We start from the raw sequence: 17,671 nt of genomic DNA on the forward strand, positions 1-17,671 counted from the left end.
TTACTTGCGGGTCCCGTCGCGCAGCATTGTGCCGTTGACGCCCGCGCCGTAATCGTTGATGAACGTGTAGTCGACTTGCGCCGGCACGATGGCAAGCGGCGCAACGTTGCCGACGTCGAAGTCCGCGCTCGCGCCCGGGTCGACCATGCCGCCCTTGTCGCTGGTCCAGCTCGTCGTGCTCTCACGGGCGACGATCTTGCTGAACGTCACGTGATAAGGCGTCGGATTGGTCGCTTCGAGCGCGTAGGCGCCGTTGTCCTTGCGCACGAATTTCCAGCTGACTTTCGCGGCTGCTTCGTCCGCATTGTCCGGCAGCCCCGCCGGACGGAAGAACAGCTTGATGCGCGAGCGGAACGCCAACTGCAGCGAATTCGGATCGTCCGCCGTGGCGCTCGCGGCCGCACGCGGCGGCACTTCAAGCACGTTGAGCCAGAACAGCGACTCCTTGTCTCGCGGCAAGGGTTCCTGCGTGTAGATCAGCCGCAGGCTCTGCCCTTTTTTCGGATCGAGACGAAAAAGCGGCGGCGACAGGGTGAACGGCACCTTCGATTCGTCCGGCATCGCGTTCGGGTTGCCCGTATCGAGCCACACCTGCACGAGTGCCGGCGCGTCGCCTTCGTTACTGAGTTTGACGGTTACTTCGCGCTCCGTTGCCTGATAGATCACGCGCGTCCCGCTGATCACCACACCCGCATGCGCGCCGCTCGCCAACCATGACAATGCGAAAACCGTCATCGCCCTTGATAATTTTTTTCGCATTGCCATTTCGTTATCCTGATTGTGTGGCGAACTCGTGGTTCACTCTGATCTCCTCGACAGCCGGCGCCTCTCCCGGGCGCCGGCTACCGCCCCGTAGCGTCTTGTTCTTTACTGGTAGACGATCGAATACAGGACGGTCGTATTGACGGTACCCGCCGTCGACGCGCCATTGGTCGCCACGTATTGCGCAAAGTACTTGAGCGTGGCCGCACCGCTTGCCAGCGCGACGGCCTTCGAGTTTTGCGAAGCCTGGGCGGCGCCCAGCGTGATGACACTGCTGTCGCCGTTGAGCAGGCCGATTTCGACGTTGGTCGCCGTGCCCGAAGCGTTGATCAACTGCCCGGTGGTCGTATCGACCGTGGCGCCCGGTTCAAAATAGGTCGACACGTTGCCTGAGTTCGGCGTGCAGTTCGACAGTGCGATGTTGAACGGCGTGCGGCCCGCGGTCGTGCCGGCAGTGGCCAGCGCGGAGGTCGAGACAGTCGGCAGCGTGACGGTGAAGTTCTTGCCGCCGCCGTTACCGCTGATCGTGCAGGTCTGGCTGGTGATCTGACCGGTGAACGTGATGGTGCCGTCCGCTGCCTGCGAAGCGGCCGGCATGACGGCTGCCACAGCAATCGCCGTAGCAAGAATGCCTGAGCGCGTGAATTTCATGGTTATCCCCATTGATAAGTAATGCGTCGTATTGAAAGACCGTGTGTGGCGGGTTCAGCAATGGCGTTGCGCTCAAACCGACCGCGCCGGTGGCAATTATCGGGACGATGCTCAAAAGGGACAGTCAAGCAGTGTCAAGCGGAATGGGGGAAGTTTGAAGCAGTGTCAAAACGAACGTTTTCTGGAAATAAGAGCGACTTACGCGACCGCTTCGCGTTTAAAAATCTCGCCTACTCGAGCGGGTTTATTCATACGAATAGCGCTGTATCGAGCAAAATCTACGTTTATTGAATGGGCTCAAGTCGATTTTTCTGGAAGGAGCTTTTTGTTGTTCGTTATTGGAACGTCAATTCGACTTAATATCGGCGAGGGTGCGCAGGTCACCTACTTCTTCTACGGCCCGGACTACCCGCTGACGTGGGCATCGGCACGTTCTTCGATCTCGCCGATCCGCAGGGGCAATATGGCGCGACTAATCTGAGTCCCAAACCAGAAGCACTCGCGTTCGCCGCGCTGACGCGCGTCATAGACGGCACGCAAACGCTCGGGCGCGTCAACAGGCTACCGTCGATGGTGTATGGCTATACATTCCAGCAACTGAACGCGGGGGCGGTGATCGTGGCGCTATGGACGCACAACAATGCGAGCTGGCCAACGTCATCGGGGACTTACAGTTCGACTTATAGCACCAGCTATGCCTTGACCGTGAACTCGACCGGCACGAACGGCAACGTAAGCGTCATCGACATGATGGGTAATGCAAGCTCGGCGAGCTACACAAACGGCGTCGCGAATCTCACACTGACCGAGTCGCCGATTTATATCGCGCTGGCGAACACGAATGCGATCCAGGGCAAGTACACGGCACCCGTGGGTTATACAGGGCAGTAGTCACGGACCGCCTCTGGGCGCGCAGCGAAGCCTGCTGTTTGAAAACGGCCACCACGCAGGCGGCTTAAGCGCCCCCATGCCAATTGAACCAATTGAACCAATTGAGCCGCGTATGCCGCTTATGCCGCTTATGCCGCGTATGCCACGTATGCCGCTTATGCTGCTTGCACCGCTTGCGTCGCCTCTGCCGCTTTGTCGTGCGCAGCCTGTTCGAGCCAGAGCCGGCTATCGGGAAACCAGAATGCGTCCGGGCGCGGCGGCGAGACGAGCCTCACCGGAAGGGCGGGATTGAATATCTTCGACCATGCGGACAGATAGGACGGTGTCTTCACGAGAAACCCGCAATTGGCCAGGAGCAGACTGGAAACCAGCGCCTCGCGGCCGATTTCAAGTCCCGGGTAGCCGCTAAAGTGAACGGGCGTGCTGCCACAGGCGAGGTATTTTGCCGGTGCGACCCTGACCGGCTTGCTGAACGGCCAGGCGACAAAATAATCGATAAACGCCTGTTCGTCGCTCGAGACGAAAATATCGGTCAGGTGCGGGTTATCCGCGAGCGTGGATTCCACCTGCCGGCAAAAGCTTCCCCATGAAACCGGGACGGCTTCCAGCGTCTTGTCGCTTCCTCTGAAATGCGCGCCAAGGGTCGACGTGCCGAGCCCGAGCCTCCCGCAGATCGCGTCGACTTCTTCGACGATATGCGCGGCCGGACGATAGTGCGCGAAGAAGAGTTCGCTGGCGCTTCCAAGCCGAAGCCGGGCTTCATAGCGCTGACGAAAGCCCAGCTGGACAAGATCGCGAACTGTCGACGTCCTCACTTTTTGCGTGATCGCGGCTCCGGGAGGCGTGTGCACGGACTCGAAGAACGCCGAGAACCAGTCCAGCTTCCCCTCTGCGTCGCCATACAGGCCGCCGCGTGCGCTAATGCATGGCGTGAGAGATTTTTCATCGCAATACATCAGAATAAACAGGACCATCTGCATCACGGAGAAAAAACCGGAGTTCTCCTGGATTTCGATGGAGAAGATTCCCCTGTTCAAACGCTGGGTAGCATGGAGTGAAATCCGGCGCGGCATGGCCACGGAATGCTTGAATCCCTCACTGCGTCGGATTTGTTTCGCCCGATCGACCACCTTTCTCAACATGCCTGACTCCTAATTAATCAGGTATTTTTTAAAATGGCACGGACCTGTCTGCTGCGACGGAAGGGACGCGTCAGCATAACATCTCAAAAGCGTGGCCACGTAAAGTTTGGCTGGTCTTGGTGAGCTAACGTACAAAGGACCGGTAAGGTTTTCCCTGGATAGGCGCGCCGCGTCGCCGGCTCAACCCTGCGGCATCTCCCCTGTGTACTCATAGGCCACCGTCCCCCTGGGATGCCTGAACCACCCCGGATCGCGGTAGTCGTCGCGTCCCAACCCCTCCCGCACTTTCACGACAGTGAACATGCCGCCCATTTCCAGCGCGCCGAACGGTCCCGTGCCGGTCATCATCGGCAGCGTATTGTCGGGCAGCGGCATCTCCATCCCGCCCATCGAACCGCCTGTGCTGCCCATGGCCATGTACTCGGGCACCAGCTTGTTGATGCGCTTCGCGAGGTCCTTCTGCGGCACACCGATCAGGTTCGGTACCTGATGGCCCATCGCGTTCATGGTGTGATGGGACTTGTGGCAATGAAACGCCCAGTCGCCCGGACGGTCCGCCGTGAACTCGATGGCGCGCATCTGGCCGACGGCGACGTCCGCCGTCACCTCGGGCCAGCGGGCGGAAGGCGGAATCCATCCGCCGTCCGTCCCCACCACTTCGAAGCGATAGCCGTGCAGATGGATCGGATGATTGGTCATCGTCAGATTGCCGACGCGAATGCGCACCCGATCGCCGGCGCGTACCGGCAAGGAATCGATGCCCGGAAAGACGCGCGCATTCCACGTCCACAAGTTGAAGTCGGTCATCTCGTTCACGCGTGGCGTGAAACTGCCTGGGTCGATGTCGTACGCGGACATGATGAACACGAAGTCGCGATCCACCTGCATGACGCCCGGATCTTTCGGGTGAACAATGAACGTCCCCATCATGCCCATGGCCATCTGGACCATCTCGTCCGAGTGCGGGTGATACATGAAGGTGCCGTGTTCCTCCAGCTGAAACTCGTAGACAAAGGTCTTGCCCGGCGGAATGTGCGGCTGCGTGAGACCGCCGACGCCATCCATGCCGCAGGGCAGGAGCATGCCGTGCCAATGAACCGTGGTGTGCTCGGGCAGTTTGTTGGTCACGAAGATGCGCACCTTGTCGCCAACGACTGCCTCGATAGTCGGCCCCGGCGCCTGGCCGTTGTAGCCCCACAGGTTCGCACTCATGCCTGGCGCCAGTTCTCGCACCACCGGCTCGGCAATCAGATGAAACTCCTTCCAGCCGTTCTTCATACGCCAGGGCAGCGACCAGCCGTTCAGTGTGGCGACGGGTGTATACGGCCGGCCGTTTGGCGGCGCGAGCGGCCTTTGCATCGTGGCCCCGGCCATCGTGGGCGCCTCAGGCAATGACGCGGCGCCGGCCTTGCTGACGAGCGCCGCCCCCAACAACGCGGCCCCAGAGCCGCCCAGAAAATTTCGACGAGACACCATGTCATTGACCTTCAGAATCTGTGGATGACGCTTGCGGCGCCGTGGATGTGAATGGCGCCGAGGCCATCGCAAGCGGCGGCAGACGGCCGCCGAGCGCCTGTTGCAGGTCGGTTTCCGCGAGCCAGTAGTCCTTGAGCGCGTCGATCGCGCTGTTCACCGCGCCGATCTGGTCGCGCGAATCGGCGAGCAGTTCGAACACGCTCGCGAGCATGCCGTTATAGCGAAGCAGCAGTTCGTCCGATATGGTCTTGCGGATCGGCACGACTTCGTCGCGATAGTGCTTTGCAACGTCGTAGTCGGTCACATAGGCCGAGTACGATTCCCGAACCTCCGAGCGCGCGTTGATCGCGGTTTCGGCCACGCGGTTCGCCGACTGCAGATAGATCGCTTCGGCACGGGCCACTTTCGACGCGCCCCAATCGAAAATCGGAATCTCGACGCTGATCTCGTAACCCTGCTCGCGGCCGTCGGAGGTCGTGAAATTGTTCTGATACCCGACATCCAGCGCATTGATGAATCGTGTTGCCTGGCTTAGGCCCAGTGAGCTTGCAACGCTCTGTGTCTGAAGTTGTGCTGCCTGGATGTCCAGGCGGTTCTGCATCGCGAAGCGCTCGAGGTCCTGCAATTCGGGCCTTGTTGCAGGCAGGTCGGGCAAACGCTCGGGAAGGTCGTACTGCGCTTGCGAACCCCACAGCCCCATTGTGCGAGTGAGCTTTTCCCGCGCGGCTACCGACTGCTGCCGCGCTTTCGCCCGTTGCGCCACGGCTTCCGCATAGAAGGCCTGCTCACGCGCATAGTCGAGCTTGCTGAAGTTGCCGGCTTGCTGCATGCGCAACGCAAGTTCGGCGCTGGCTTCAGCTGAGTCCGTCACCTGCCCGGCGTAGGCGGCGGACTGCTTCGCGGCGACCGCGCCGATATAGGCGCGCCGGGTGTCGGCGGCGACCTTGAGCATGGCGTCCGCCGCGAGCAGCCGGGTCTGCTCGAAACGGCGCCCCTCGATGCGTGTCGCCAACGGCAGCGTCAGCACGTTCAACAAGCCGAGCGTAAACGTACGGCTGATGCTCAGATCGTTGCCGCCGTGCGTGCGGCTGAATGTGAAGCCGGGATTGGGCAGCCGTCCCGCCTGCACCAGATCCGACTCGGCAATGCCGAGTTCGCTATACGAGGCCTGCAATCCGCGGTTGTTCAGCAACGCGATCTGGATCGCGTCGTCCATGCCGAGCGGTTGGGACAGCAGTTCCTGGGTACGTTTGGCGACGGCGTTTCGGTCTTCATCCGTCTTCACCAGCACGGCGTCTTTGCCAAGCCGCTGCGATGCTGTAGTGGACACGGTGTCGAAGCCGCCGTCTTTCGAAAAGGTCGTGCAACCGGTAAAGAACACCGCCACGGCGATCGCGGCAATGACGCTGCCGGCAGGAAAGAGATGCCGCGTCATTTCGCCGGGCCCTCGTGATGGGCGCCGTGGGAGCCGTGGTTGGGGCCGGCGTTGGCGTTGGAACCGTGGTTGAAACCAGCGTTGGCATCCTTATCCGCACCGGCATCGCCGGAATGCATTTGACCGTGGTTCATCCCGGGCATGCCCGATGGGCTCGCCACCGCGCGATTGAGCGCTTGCCAGGTGGGCGCCTTCTGCTCCCGGTATGGCCGATAGTCCGCAAAGGCCGACGGCACATTGACCGGCGGAACCGACGCCGCGGCATCCGCCGGGTCGGGATGTGGGGACGTGGCGTGCACGAGCGACGGCAATACTGCCGTCGCGCCGAGCAGCGCCGCAATAAACGTTCGCATTGATTTTCTCGTCGTATGCCACCCTGACGGCCGACGCGCAACGCGCGGCCATCAAGGCGAAATTGAACATCGCAGCATCACGCTGCGAGGGAACTAGACGAGCGAGATTCGGGGAGGTCGTTCGATGCCGTCAGTCAGAAATGACGCGACACGGACAGAGGGAGCAAGAGGCACAACGAAATGGACTGCGTCGGCGGAGATCGCCGCAACCGGAGCGGCCGGCAAGCCGCCGCCGAAACAGCAGGACGCGCATGTCGAGCAGGCATCATGATGCGCGCCGCCCGGATGACGGTGTTCCTGGGCGTGGGCATCCGCATCGTCATTGGCGCGATCGGCCATCATCGCAGCATGGTCATGCTGGTGAGTCGCCTCGCCGGCATTCTCGTGGAGCGCGGACGTCCCTTCCCTTGAGAAATGCGAGGACTCGCATTTCATGGCGACGGCCGCGAACGACTGAACCGGAAGGCTCAGCACGAGCAGCACGACAAGGAAGAGTTTGCGCCAGTAAGACATGGGTACGGAGTCTAGCACGCTGATTAAGAAGACTGTAAGGCTGCGGCCGCAACAACCCAAAGCGGCTTTTTACGTCGATACGGCTGCGACGATTGGCGGCAGCATAAACAACATGAACTGACAGGCTTGACCTTCCCGCCGTGGGAAGGTCCAACCTCGGGTTCTGATTTTTCATCGGAGGCAGTAAATGAAATTCGACATCCCGGATATGTCATGCGGCGGATGCGCCAACGCCATTACGCGTGCAGTAACTGGACTCGACCCCGCGGCGAAGCTCGACGTCGATGTCCCCGTTAAAATCGTGACGGTCATCTCGACGTTGTCGCCGGCACGCGTCATCGAGGCCATCGAAGCGGCGGGGTTTCATCCTTCGCTCAAGGGCTGAACGGATCGCATCGGACTATGTCTGTCGATTGAGCTGTGCTCCGTGTTCGCGGCGTCATGGTCGCCTGACATCACTCTTTCCCAACGGAAAACCCAATATGAAAAACCTTCGCGCATTCCGTGCCTTTTGCCTTTTCAGCGGCATTGCGTTTGCCGTGGCCGCGGCGCCCGTCTACGCCCAGCAGGGTGCGTCGATGCCCGGCATGGACATGTCCGGTTCGGCGGACACCGGGTCGAGCGCATCGACCCAGGCGTTCAAGGACGCCGACGAGAAAATGATGCAGGCCATGGACTCGCCTGCCTACACGGGCGATGCCGACAAGGACTTCGTCGCCCACATGATTCCGCATCATCAAGGCGCGGTCGAAATGGCGCAGGTGGAACTGAAATACGGCAAAGATCCCGAGTTGAAGCGCCTCGCCCGAAACATCATCAAGGCGCAACACGATGAGACCGCGTTCATGCAACGCTGGCAGGCGAAGCACGGCGTGAAGTGACACCGGGCAACGTCGCCGTGTTCTGACGCTTTAGCGTTTCAACACCGCGCTTGCCCCTCACGCAACGTCAGCAACGTCAGCAACGTCAGCAACGTCAGGGTCCTGTCTCCCTTCAGGCATGAAGAAAGGAGCGATGTCGATGCGGCTGAAAGTAGGCGAACTCGCCGGAATCCGGCCGCAAATGACTGGTGTTTACCCGCCAAAGCCACTCTGGCGCTTGCCAGTTCGCCGGAATGCGGTTCAAAATGTAAGCGCTATCATTTCAATGATACACGTTTAACTGGCTGAAATGGCCTTTCTGTCCTAGGCCAATCTGCCAACATGTAAGCGCTAACATGGCGCGAGAAATGGCAATTGAAGCACCCTGATCTTCCGGCGACCTGACATCGCATCAGCGCGCCCCCGCCCCAAGCAAAGACATGAACCGGAGACAACCAGCATGAGCGCCACCCCGAGCTTCGAGCAGGCACCACCGAAAATCCGCCGCGCCCAGATCGTGGCGCTCACGCTGCTGATGGTGAGCGGCATCGTCAACTATCTGGACCGCGGAACCCTCGCGGTCGCCAATCCGCTGATCCGTCATGACATGGGGCTCTCGCTCGGTCAGATGGGCCTGCTGCTGTCCGCGTTCTCCTGGAGCTACGCGTTGTTCCAGTTGCCGGTGGGCGGTCTCGTCGACCGGATCGGGCCGCGCAAGCTGCTAGGCATCGGCCTGATCGTCTGGTCGATCGCGCAGGCCGCCGGCGGCTTCGTCTCGACTTTCGGCTGGTTCATCCTTGCACGGATCATGCTGGGCATCGGCGAGGCGCCGCAGTTTCCGTCGGCGGCGCGCGTCGTCAGCAACTGGTTCCCGCTGCGCGCGCGTGGCAAGCCGACCGGCATCTTCAATTCGGCGTCCCCGCTCGGCACGGCGCTCGCGCCGCTTTGCCTGTCGATCATCGTGGTTCAGTTCAACTGGCGCTGGGCCTTCATCGTGACGGGCGTGCTCGGCCTGATCGTCGCCGCCGTATGGCTCGCGGTGTATCGCGATCCCGCCAAGGCCACCATGAGCGAAGCGGAGCGGCACTATCTCGAAGGCGACGAAACGGACCGCAAGCCGGCACCCGCTGTCACGTTCGCCGACTGGCGCTCGCTGTTTTCGCACGGCACCACGTGGGGCATGCTGATCGGCTTCTTCGGCTCGGTCTACCTGAACTGGGTGTACCTCACGTGGCTGCCCGGCTACCTGACGATGGAACGGCACATGAGCCTGATGCATACGGGCATTGCTGCGTCGATACCGTTCTTCTGCGGCTTTCTGGGCTCGCTTACGGCCGGCTGGTTCTCCGATCTCATCACGAGCGGCAGCACGAACCCGGTCACCAGCCGTCGCAATGCGGTGGTGATCGCGATGCTCGGCATGGTCGCGTTCACGATTCCGGCGGCGCTCGTCGAGAGCAACACGATCGCGATCGTGTGCATCTCGGTGGTGATCTTTCTGGCCAACGCCGCTTCCGCCAGCTCATGGGCGCTTGCCACCGCCGCGGCGCCGCCGAACCGCGTCGGCTCGCTCGGCGCGATCCAGAACTTCGGCGGCTTTCTGGGCGGCGCCCTCGCACCGATCCTGACCGGTTACATCGCGCAGACCTGGTCGTTCGTCCCGGCTTTGCTGACGGCCGCCGGCATCGCGTTTGCCGGCGCCATGAGCTACCTGCTGCTGGTGCGCAAACCGATCGACGACCGGCCCGGCTCCACTGAAACCCTGCGAGCGCCCGCCTGAAGGCGGCCGCCGCGTCAACTCATCGAATTCCTTCCCCGGAGATCAACACCATGACCACCGCCAAGCACGCCGCAACTTCAGTCGAAGGCATCGTCCCCGTGATGCTGACGCCGTTCGACGATTCCGGCGCCATCGACTACGCCGGCCTCGAACGCCTGATCGAGTGGTACATCGCGCACGGTTCCAACGCGCTGTTCGCCGTCGCGCAGTCGAGCGAAATGCAGTTTCTGACGCTCGCCGAGCGTGGCGCGCTGGGACGCTTCGTGGTCGAGAAGGTTGCCGGCCGCATTCCGGTCGTGGTCTCCGGCCACATCAGCGACGACGCCGATGCCCAGGCCGAAGAGCTGAACGTTGCCGCGGCCACGGGCGCGCAAGGCGTCGTGCTCGTGACGAACCGGCTCGATCCGAATCGTCAGGGAACGGAGGCCTTCGCGGCGAATCTCAAGCGGCTCCTCGCGCGTATTCCGTCGGACATGCCGCTCGGTTTGTACGAATGCCCTGCTCCGTACCGGCGGCTTCTGTCCGACGATGAACTGAAGCTCTGCATCGATACCGGCCGCTTCATGATGCTGAAGGACGTGAGCTGCGATCTCGCTACCGTCAAGCGGCGCGTCGCGCTCGCCCAGGGCTCGCCGCTGAAGATCCTGAACGCCAACGCCGCCATTGCGTGGGATGCCATGAAGGCCGGCTCCGCGGGCTTCAACGGCGTATTCACGAACTTTCACCCGGATCTGTACAACTGGTTGCGCAACGACGCGGCGCAGGATCCGGCTCTCGCGGAGGAGCTCGCGACGTTTCTCGTGCTCGCCGCCGTATCCGAGTCGCTCGGTTACCCCGCGCTTGCGAAGATCTACCACCAGCGCATCGGCACGTTCGACTCGATTCGCTGTCGTGCGATCGACTACGACGTGCGCGAACGCTTCTGGGCGCTCGACGCAGTGCTCGACAAGATCGTCGCCGGCACCGAGCATTTCCGCTCGCGTATCGCCGCGCTCGGTCAGCGCCGCTAGGCTCGCGGGTATCAGCCGTCCGGGGCATCCGGTGACCGGAACGCCAGCCTTCGCTGCCATGCACGCTCGCGCTTCGCACGCGCACGCGGCGGTAAGATGTCGGGCGTTCTTCGATTCACCCCTTGTTTTCTGATCCGATGCCCGACTCCCCCAACGCTCCGTCCACCGTCCGAACTCCGGCGAACCGTGCCCGCCGCAACACGGGCCGCACCGTGCTGTCCGATGTCGCCAAGCTCGCGGGGGTGTCGACGGCGACCGTATCGCGGGTCTACAACGAACCGGACAAGGTCTCGGCGAACGTGCGCGAGCGTGTCGAACAGGCCGCGCTCACGCTCAACTGGTTTCCCAACGCGGCCGGCCGTGCGCTTGCGTCCACGCGCAGTCACATTGCCGGCATCATCATTCCCACGCTGGACGATCAGGTGTTCGCATCGCAGGTGAGCGCCATGCAGGCCGCGTTCGCGGCGCGCGGCATCACACTCGTGCTCGGCTGCTCGAACTACGATCCGGCGCAGGCGCTAGTGCAGGTGCGCGCCATGCTCGCACGCGGCGTCGAGGCGATGGCCGTGGTGGGCGAGGCTCATCCGCCCGAACTGTTCGAGGCGTTGCGGCGCTATCGCGTGCCTTATGCGATCACGTATGCGTATCGCAAGGACAGCCCACATGTCTGCTTCGGCTTCGACAATCACGCCGCCTATACGGAGATCACCGAACACCTGATCGGCCTCGGGCATCGCTCGTTCGCGGTCTGCATCCAGCCGACGCGCGACAACGATCGCGTGCAGGCGCGCATGGCGGGCATCCGCACGACGCTCGAACGCCACGGACTCGCGGTGCGGCCGGAGCACATGTTCGAAGGCAAATCGACGATCGAATTCGGGCGGCGCAGCCTGCACTCGATCTGGCAGGCGCCGTGCGAGCGCCCGACCGCGATCGTCTGCGGCAACGATCACATCGCGCTGGGTGTCCTGCGCGAGGCGGAGGAACTGGGTATCGCGATTCCCGGCGAATTATCCGTGACGGGCTTCGACGATCTCGAGATCGCGAAAGCGATACGCCCCGCGCTCACGACGATGCGAGTCGACACGTACGAGATCGGGCGGCTTACCGCGCAGTATCTGCTCGATGTGCTCGACGGCAAGCACCCGCAGCATGGACACGAAGTGCGTGCGCTATTTCAACTAAGGCAATCGACCGGGCCGAGCGCGCGATAGCTTCGCGGCGCTTTTTTCTCTGAACAGAAACGCGTATGGCTTGTCACGCCGACCCAATCGGATCGCTCACGGCGCCTCGCTACGCCGTTTGCCCCAACTGCTCGCCGAACTGCAAGGCGGCAAGCTGGGCATAGAGCGGCGAACTCCGAAGGAGTTCGGCGTGACGGCCCTGCGCGACAATGCGGCCTTGTTCCAGCACGACAATGCGATCGGCCTGTTGCACGGTCGCAAGACGGTGCGCGATGACCAGTGTGGTGCGGTTCTGCGCGGCATTGTCCAACGCTTTCTGCACCAGCCGTTCGCTGGCGGCATCGAGCGCGCTGGTCGCTTCGTCCAGCAGCAGGATGGGCGGATTCTTCAGGATCGCGCGAGCGATCGCAATGCGCTGGCGCTGTCCGCCGGACAGTCGCACGCCACGCTCGCCAAGAAAGGTGTCGTAGCCTTCGGGCAGTTCATCGATAAAGCCGGCCGCGGCGGCCATGTCGGCCGCTCGTTGCACTTGCGCGAGCGTGGCATCCGGCGCGCCGTAGCGGATGTTGTCGAGCACGCTGCCAGAAAAGATCACCGATTCCTGCAGCACCACGCCGATTTCCTTGCGCAACTCGACGAGCGGCACATCGCGCGTCGGGACGCCATTGATCAGGATGCTGCCGGACTGCGGATCGTAAAAGCGCAACAGCAGCTGGAACAGCGTGGTTTTGCCCGCGCCCGACGGCCCGACCAGGGCGACATGCTCGCCCGGACGGACATCGAGCGAGAGCGCGGAGAGCGCGGCAATGCCGGGGCGCGACGGATACGAGAAGCTGACGTTGTCGAAGCGGATGCCCTCGCCTCGCGCCGGCAGCGCGACCGTGGTCCCGGCCTGCAGCACCGGCGAGCGCGCCGCCAGTAGTTGCAGCAAACGTTCGGTGGCGCCGGCCGCGCGCTGCAGATCGCCCCACACCTCGGCGACCGCCCCCACCGCGCCGGCCGTGAACACCGCGTAGAGAATGAACTGGGACAACTGGCCTGCCGTCATCCGCCCGGCCAGCACCGCCTGCGCTCCGAGCCACAGCACGAACACGATGGCGCTGAACACCAGCACGATCACCACGGCGGTCAACCAGGCGCGTGCGCGAATGCGCGTGAGCGCGGTCTCAAAGGCCGCCTCCACCGCGCCGGCGAAGCGCCGCACCTCGAAGGGCTCCTGCGTGTACGACTGCACGGTCGGCATGGCATTGAGCACCTCGCCTGCCAACGCGCTGGTGTTCGCAAGCTTGTCCTGACTGGCGCGCGAAAGCCGCCGCACGCGCCGGCCGAAGATCACGATAGGCGCGACCACCACGACCAGCGTCGCGATGATGTAGCCGGACAGCACCGGGCTCGTCACCGCCAGCATCGCCACGCCGCCTGTCAACAGGAAGAAGTTGCGCAATCCCAGCGACAGGCTGGTGCCCACCACCGTCTGGATCAAGGTGGTGTCGGCGGTGAGGCGTGACAGCACTTCGCCGGTCTGCGTGGTCTCGAAGAACTGCGGACTCATCCCCAGCACGTGGTCGTAGACCGCGCGCCGCATGTCGGCGGTGACCCGCTCGCCCAGCCATGACACGAGATAGAAGCGCAGCGCCGTGGCGCCGGCCAGCACCAGCGAAACGACGAATAGCGCGAAGAAATAGCGATCGATGTGCGCCCGGTCGCCGCCCGCGAAGCCACGGTCGATCAGGTATTTGAACGCCACCGGCAACACCAGCGTGGCGCCCGCCGAGGTCACCAGCGCGAGGAACGCCAACGCCCAGCGGCCGGCATAGGGGCGCAGGAACGGAAACAGGGCAAACAGGGGGCCGATACGCGACGAAGGTGACGAAGGTGATGCAGGCGGCGGAGACGGGACAGCGTCTGGCATGAAGATTCCCAAGCAAATCGGAGGTCACCCCGATTGTGCCAGTCCTGCGGATTCAAGGACGGCTCACGTCAAGGCTGAACGCCGATCCACGAGCCGCCACCCACCGTCCTGACGGACTAGCCGCCGAACCGGCGACACGCCGTCGGCAGGCCGCTTCCGCGTGCTTGCGGCGACTGTCCATCTGTATCAAGATCGAGTCGACCTACCCGGACGAGGCCATGCCCATGACAGACGACTCCGATCCCGACAAAGTGAAAGGCCCCGGCGGCTTGACGCTGCGCCAGATCCACGAACAGGTGCAGAAGAGCGTCGAGCGCGATCGCGAAGAGCAGGCATCGCGCAACGCGATCGCTCCGCAGCGCAGCAGGTGGCAACGCTGGGTGCGTTACGTGTGGGGCCGCAGCGGGCGTCGCTAGGCGGCGAGCGTGACCGCGCCAACTCGATGCGCGGCGCGGCCTCATGTATTCCTTTGATTCCTTTGCGCCGCGCGGGTCTCGCGAACTAGCGTCTCGACCAGCTCCGCCGCCGGCATCGCCCGCGAAAGCTGCACGGCCTGCCCGGCCCATTGAGCCGCATAGGCCGCGCTTCCCTGTGCTTTTGCGGCCGCATGCAACGCCTTGCCGGCGTCGTAGGCAATGGGATAGTCAGGCAGCGCGGGTCGCGCCGGATCATCGCCCAGTTCGCTGAACCGGTTCTCGATGCCGCGCGCCGCCCGTCCGGAAATCGCGCTGATGAACGTCGTGCGGCTGTGAGGACTCAGCAGTGCGGCCCGATACGCGGCGTCGGCAGCCGATTCGGGCGATGACACGAATGCGGTGCCGAGTTGCGCCGCCTGTGCGCCCAGCGTCAACGCAGCCGCGATGCCCGCGCCGTCCATGATCCCGCCGGCCGCGATCACCGGCAGCGGAATCTCGCGAACGATCAGTCGCACGAGCGCCATCGTGCCGAGCAATTCGTCCGGTGCCGACGGGTCGAAATTGCCTCGATGCCCTCCTGCCTCGGCGCCTTGCGCAACGATGCCGTCCAGCCCCGCTGCATGAATCCGAGCGGCTTCGTCCAGGTTGGTGGCGCTCGCCAGCAGCATGATCCCGGCGTCGCGCAACGCCGCGATTTTCGCGGCCGACGGCAAGCCGAAGTGAAAGCTGACCATCGCCGGACGCTCGTCGAGCAACATCTCGAGCATCGCATCGTCTTCGACAAAACTCGTGTAGATCTCACGCAGCGCCGTGGGCGGCGTCGCCCCGAAGCGCGCGAAGTGCGGCGCCAGATACGCGAGCCAACGCGCCTCGCGAACGCGATCGGCAACGGCCGGCGCATGGGCGAACACATTGACGTTAAACGGCTTGCCGCTCAACGCGCGAATTTCATGGATCGCCGCCCGCGCGCTCTGTGCGTTCATCGCACCGACACCGAGCGAGCCCAATGCGCCTGCATTCGATACCGCCGCCGCTAGCGCGGGCGTGCCCACGCCCGCCATCGGCGCCTGCACGATCGGCAAGTCGACGCCCAGGCGGGCGAGCAGATTCGGAGAGTCTTTCATGTCCCCAGCCCCTTGCAATTCGTGGCGCGCTCAGCGTTGCCGCGCGCGTATGTCCGTGATCGATTCGCCCCCCCAGCCCCAATTGTCCGTATCGACTTCGTCGATCACTACAAAAGTGGCCGCGGGGTCCTTGTGCAACACGCGCACCACGAGATCGGTGGCGCCCTTGATCAACTCGGCCTTCTGCTCGCGCGTGACGCCTTCGCGCGTCACCTCAATCTTGATGTACGGCATGATGCACTCCTTTCAGTTGCCCCGGATTCGACGGGTGTCTTACCACCGGCCGGCCGTCGTCCCGCCATCCACAGGCACGATGACGCCGGTCACGAAATTCGCATCGGTCAGATAGAGTACGGCATCGACAATGTCCTGAACCGCACCGATCCGGCCCGCGGGTTGCATCGACCTGAGGAACTCGTGCGAGCCGCTGTCGTGCAGCGGCGTGTCGATGATGCCGGGCGCGACGGCCGACACCTGCACGTTGTGCGCAGCCAGTTCGAGCGCGAGGCCGCGGGTCGCCGCGTTAATGCCGCCTTTGATCAGCACCGGCAGCAAGGCCGGCACGCTGACGTTCGGTTGAAGCGCGATACTCGCCGAGATATTCACGATGTGTCCCGCGCGGTTGGCCGACATGTGCGCGGCGGCTTGCTGCGTCGGATAGAAGAAGCCTTTGAGATTGGTGCCGACAATGGCGTCGAAATCTTCCGTCGTGTACTCGCTCACGGGCTTCGCGATAAAGATGCCCGCGTTGTTCACCAGAATGTCGACACGGCCGAACGCCGCGATCGCGCGCTCGAACAGCACACGTGCTGTTTCGGGCTCCGCGATATCGCCCGCCACGGCGAGGAAGTTCGACGGGGCGCCGAGTTTGTCGGCGGCGGCGTTCAGGCGCTCGATCGTGCGGGCATTGCCGACGACGTTGTAGCCGCGCTCCAGATAGGCTTGGGTCAGTGCAAAGCCGATACCGCTCGATGCACCGGTGATGACGACAGTCTTGTTTTGCGCGTTCATGATCGACGACTCCATGGATAAAGGAAGCTAAGCAAAGGCAGCTGCGGGCCGCTCATCGGCTGGCGCCGCAGGGAGCCGCGATGTCTGTCCGGCTCCCATGCAACTGACTATACTTATGCCACTCGTGTCGATAAATACGCCCATGTCGAATTCATTTGATACACCAAGTAATGAATAACCCGCGGATCGTTGAACGAACCAGCAAGCGCCAATTCGACGACTTGATGCTCGGCAGCATCGAGCTGTTCTGTCTCGCGGCGGAACTGGAGAGTTTTACGGACGCCGCCACCGCGGCCGGCGTCACGCCTGCGGCCGTGAGCCGCTCGGTGTCGCGGCTCGAGGAGCGCATGGAGGTGCGGCTCTTCGTCAGAACCACGCGCCGCATCCGGCTGACCGAAGCGGGCAGGACGTACTACGAGCGTTGCCGCGAGGCGCTCGGGCAACTCGTCGACGCGGAGCGCGAAGCGACCGGCCAGCAGTCCGCCGCCGCCGGCGTGTTGCGCATCAGCATGCCGACGCCCTATGCGCACTATCGCGTTCTGCCCATCCTGCCGGCGTTCCGCGAACGGCATCCGCAGGTGCGGGTCGACGTGCACATCAGCAATCGCAACATCGACTTCGCCGAAGAAGGTTTCGATCTGGCCATTCGCGGCAGCGCGCCCGGCGAATCGAATCTGATTGCCCGCAAGCTCGAAGACGCGGAACTGGTCGTGGTGGCCAGCCGCGCGTATCTGTCGCGCGCCGGAACGCCGTCGTCGGTCGACGACCTCGCGCGCCACGATTGCATCCAGTTCGACCTGCCGAGCAGCGGACGCAAGATTCCCTGGCTGTTCAAACGCGGTGGGCAAGTACAGGAGCTTTTCACCGACGGCGGCTATTCGAGCGCGGGCGACGTGCTGGGTGGCGTGACGCTGGCGCGCAACGGCGCGGGGCTGTTCCAGACGTATCGTTTCGTGGTCGAGCAGGATCTGGTGACCGGCGGTCTGGTGGAAGTGTTGCCGGCGTTCGGCGGCGCCTCGCGGCCGTTCGTGCTGTTGTATCCTCACAAGCGCCATGTGTCGTTGCGGGTGCGACGCTTCGTCGATTTTCTCGTCGAGACGCTCGGCTCCACGGCGCGCGACGGCGCCACGCCGTCCCTCCTCGAGGACTGA

19 protein-coding genes are annotated in these 17,671 nt (G+C 63.3%); 9 read left to right on the top strand and 10 right to left on the bottom strand.

Going from position 1 to position 17,671, the window contains the following annotated elements; translation table 11 throughout:
* Both DSC91_RS09930 and DSC91_RS09935 read right to left on the bottom strand, forming a co-directional pair.
* Entirely contained in the window at positions 1-759 is a 759-nt protein-coding gene (locus tag DSC91_RS09930; protein ID WP_229758176.1) for a fimbrial biogenesis chaperone, read from the bottom strand.
* A gap of 108 nt (positions 760-867) precedes the next feature.
* Positions 868-1,413, bottom strand: a complete 546-nt coding sequence (locus tag DSC91_RS09935; RefSeq protein WP_115777962.1) for a fimbrial protein — start codon at positions 1,411-1,413, stop codon at positions 868-870.
* Between the two features lie 417 nt (positions 1,414-1,830).
* Here DSC91_RS09935 and DSC91_RS09940 point away from each other — a divergent pair, with 417 nt between their 5' ends.
* On the top strand, positions 1,831-2,304 hold the full coding sequence (locus tag DSC91_RS09940) for a hypothetical protein (protein WP_175171896.1): 474 nt from the start codon (positions 1,831-1,833) through the stop codon (positions 2,302-2,304).
* Positions 2,305-2,459: 155 nt separating this feature from the next.
* Here DSC91_RS09940 and DSC91_RS09945 read toward each other — a convergent pair whose 3' ends face one another.
* The 4 genes from DSC91_RS09945 to DSC91_RS09960 form a co-directional block, all read right to left on the bottom strand.
* On the bottom strand, positions 2,460-3,446 hold the full coding sequence (locus DSC91_RS09945) for an O-fucosyltransferase family protein (RefSeq protein ID WP_115777963.1): 987 nt from the start codon (positions 3,444-3,446) through the stop codon (positions 2,460-2,462).
* Between the two features lie 180 nt (positions 3,447-3,626).
* Positions 3,627-4,922 carry a copper oxidase gene (locus DSC91_RS09950; protein ID WP_115777964.1) on the bottom strand — a complete coding sequence of 432 codons (1,296 nt, stop codon included), beginning with the start codon at positions 4,920-4,922 and terminating at the stop codon, positions 3,627-3,629.
* Position 4,923: 1 nt separating this feature from the next.
* Complete coding sequence (locus DSC91_RS09955; protein ID WP_115777965.1) at positions 4,924-6,357, bottom strand: TolC family protein; 1,434 nt, start codon at positions 6,355-6,357, stop codon at positions 4,924-4,926.
* Positions 6,354-6,710 (bottom strand): hypothetical protein, encoded by a 357-nt coding sequence (locus tag DSC91_RS09960; RefSeq protein ID WP_115777966.1) that lies wholly within the window; start codon positions 6,708-6,710, stop codon positions 6,354-6,356. Before DSC91_RS09960 ends, DSC91_RS09955 begins: the two co-directional genes overlap by 4 nt.
* Before the next feature lie 267 nt (positions 6,711-6,977).
* Between DSC91_RS09960 and DSC91_RS37400 the strand changes: the two genes are divergently transcribed.
* The 6 genes from DSC91_RS37400 to DSC91_RS09990 all read left to right on the top strand — a co-directional run bounded on the left by DSC91_RS37400 (position 6,978) and on the right by DSC91_RS09990 (position 12,087).
* A complete protein-coding gene (locus DSC91_RS37400) occupies positions 6,978-7,121 on the top strand; it encodes a hypothetical protein (RefSeq protein WP_162831357.1) in 144 nt (47 codons plus the stop codon).
* Positions 7,122-7,410: 289 nt separating this feature from the next.
* Positions 7,411-7,608 (top strand): heavy-metal-associated domain-containing protein, encoded by a 198-nt coding sequence (locus tag DSC91_RS09970; protein ID WP_115777967.1) that lies wholly within the window; start codon positions 7,411-7,413, stop codon positions 7,606-7,608.
* 97 nt (positions 7,609-7,705) lie between these two features.
* Positions 7,706-8,104 (top strand): CopM family metallochaperone, encoded by a 399-nt coding sequence (gene copM / locus DSC91_RS09975; protein ID WP_115777968.1) that lies wholly within the window; start codon positions 7,706-7,708, stop codon positions 8,102-8,104.
* A 439-nt stretch (positions 8,105-8,543) separates the two neighbouring features.
* Complete coding sequence (locus DSC91_RS09980) at positions 8,544-9,863, top strand: MFS transporter (RefSeq protein WP_115777969.1); 1,320 nt, start codon at positions 8,544-8,546, stop codon at positions 9,861-9,863.
* Positions 9,864-9,913: 50 nt separating this feature from the next.
* Positions 9,914-10,873, top strand: coding sequence for a dihydrodipicolinate synthase family protein (locus DSC91_RS09985; protein ID WP_115777970.1), 960 nt, complete (start codon positions 9,914-9,916; stop codon positions 10,871-10,873).
* A gap of 137 nt (positions 10,874-11,010) precedes the next feature.
* A complete protein-coding gene (locus DSC91_RS09990) occupies positions 11,011-12,087 on the top strand; it encodes a LacI family DNA-binding transcriptional regulator (protein ID WP_175171898.1) in 1,077 nt (358 codons plus the stop codon).
* Positions 12,088-12,166: 79 nt separating this feature from the next.
* On the opposite strand, the gene DSC91_RS09995 is transcribed toward DSC91_RS09990, so the two are convergent.
* A complete protein-coding gene (locus DSC91_RS09995; RefSeq protein WP_115777972.1) occupies positions 12,167-13,969 on the bottom strand; it encodes an ABC transporter transmembrane domain-containing protein in 1,803 nt (600 codons plus the stop codon).
* A 224-nt stretch (positions 13,970-14,193) separates the two neighbouring features.
* Here DSC91_RS09995 and DSC91_RS10000 point away from each other — a divergent pair, with 224 nt between their 5' ends.
* Positions 14,194-14,385, top strand: a complete 192-nt coding sequence (locus DSC91_RS10000) for a hypothetical protein (RefSeq protein WP_115777973.1) — start codon at positions 14,194-14,196, stop codon at positions 14,383-14,385.
* 41 nt (positions 14,386-14,426) lie between these two features.
* Here the strand turns inward: DSC91_RS10000 and DSC91_RS10005 are convergent, their stop codons facing one another.
* The 3 genes from DSC91_RS10005 to DSC91_RS10015 are packed head-to-tail and all read right to left on the bottom strand — an operon-like array spanning position 14,427 to position 16,520.
* Positions 14,427-15,509, bottom strand: a complete 1,083-nt coding sequence (locus tag DSC91_RS10005; protein WP_115777974.1) for an NAD(P)H-dependent flavin oxidoreductase — start codon at positions 15,507-15,509, stop codon at positions 14,427-14,429.
* 30 nt (positions 15,510-15,539) lie between these two features.
* Positions 15,540-15,743, bottom strand: a complete 204-nt coding sequence (locus tag DSC91_RS10010) for a tautomerase family protein (protein WP_115777975.1) — start codon at positions 15,741-15,743, stop codon at positions 15,540-15,542.
* 39 nt (positions 15,744-15,782) lie between these two features.
* A complete protein-coding gene (locus DSC91_RS10015; protein WP_115777976.1) occupies positions 15,783-16,520 on the bottom strand; it encodes an SDR family NAD(P)-dependent oxidoreductase in 738 nt (245 codons plus the stop codon).
* 170 nt (positions 16,521-16,690) lie between these two features.
* On the opposite strand from DSC91_RS10015, the gene DSC91_RS10020 reads away from it, so the two are divergent.
* Positions 16,691-17,671: a LysR family transcriptional regulator gene (locus DSC91_RS10020; protein ID WP_115777977.1), complete on the top strand. Its 981-nt coding sequence runs from the start codon at positions 16,691-16,693 to the stop codon at positions 17,669-17,671.

Origin of the sequence: Paraburkholderia caffeinilytica, from assembly GCF_003368325.1 — a bacterium.
GTDB lineage: Bacteria > Pseudomonadota > Gammaproteobacteria > Burkholderiales > Burkholderiaceae > Paraburkholderia > Paraburkholderia caffeinilytica.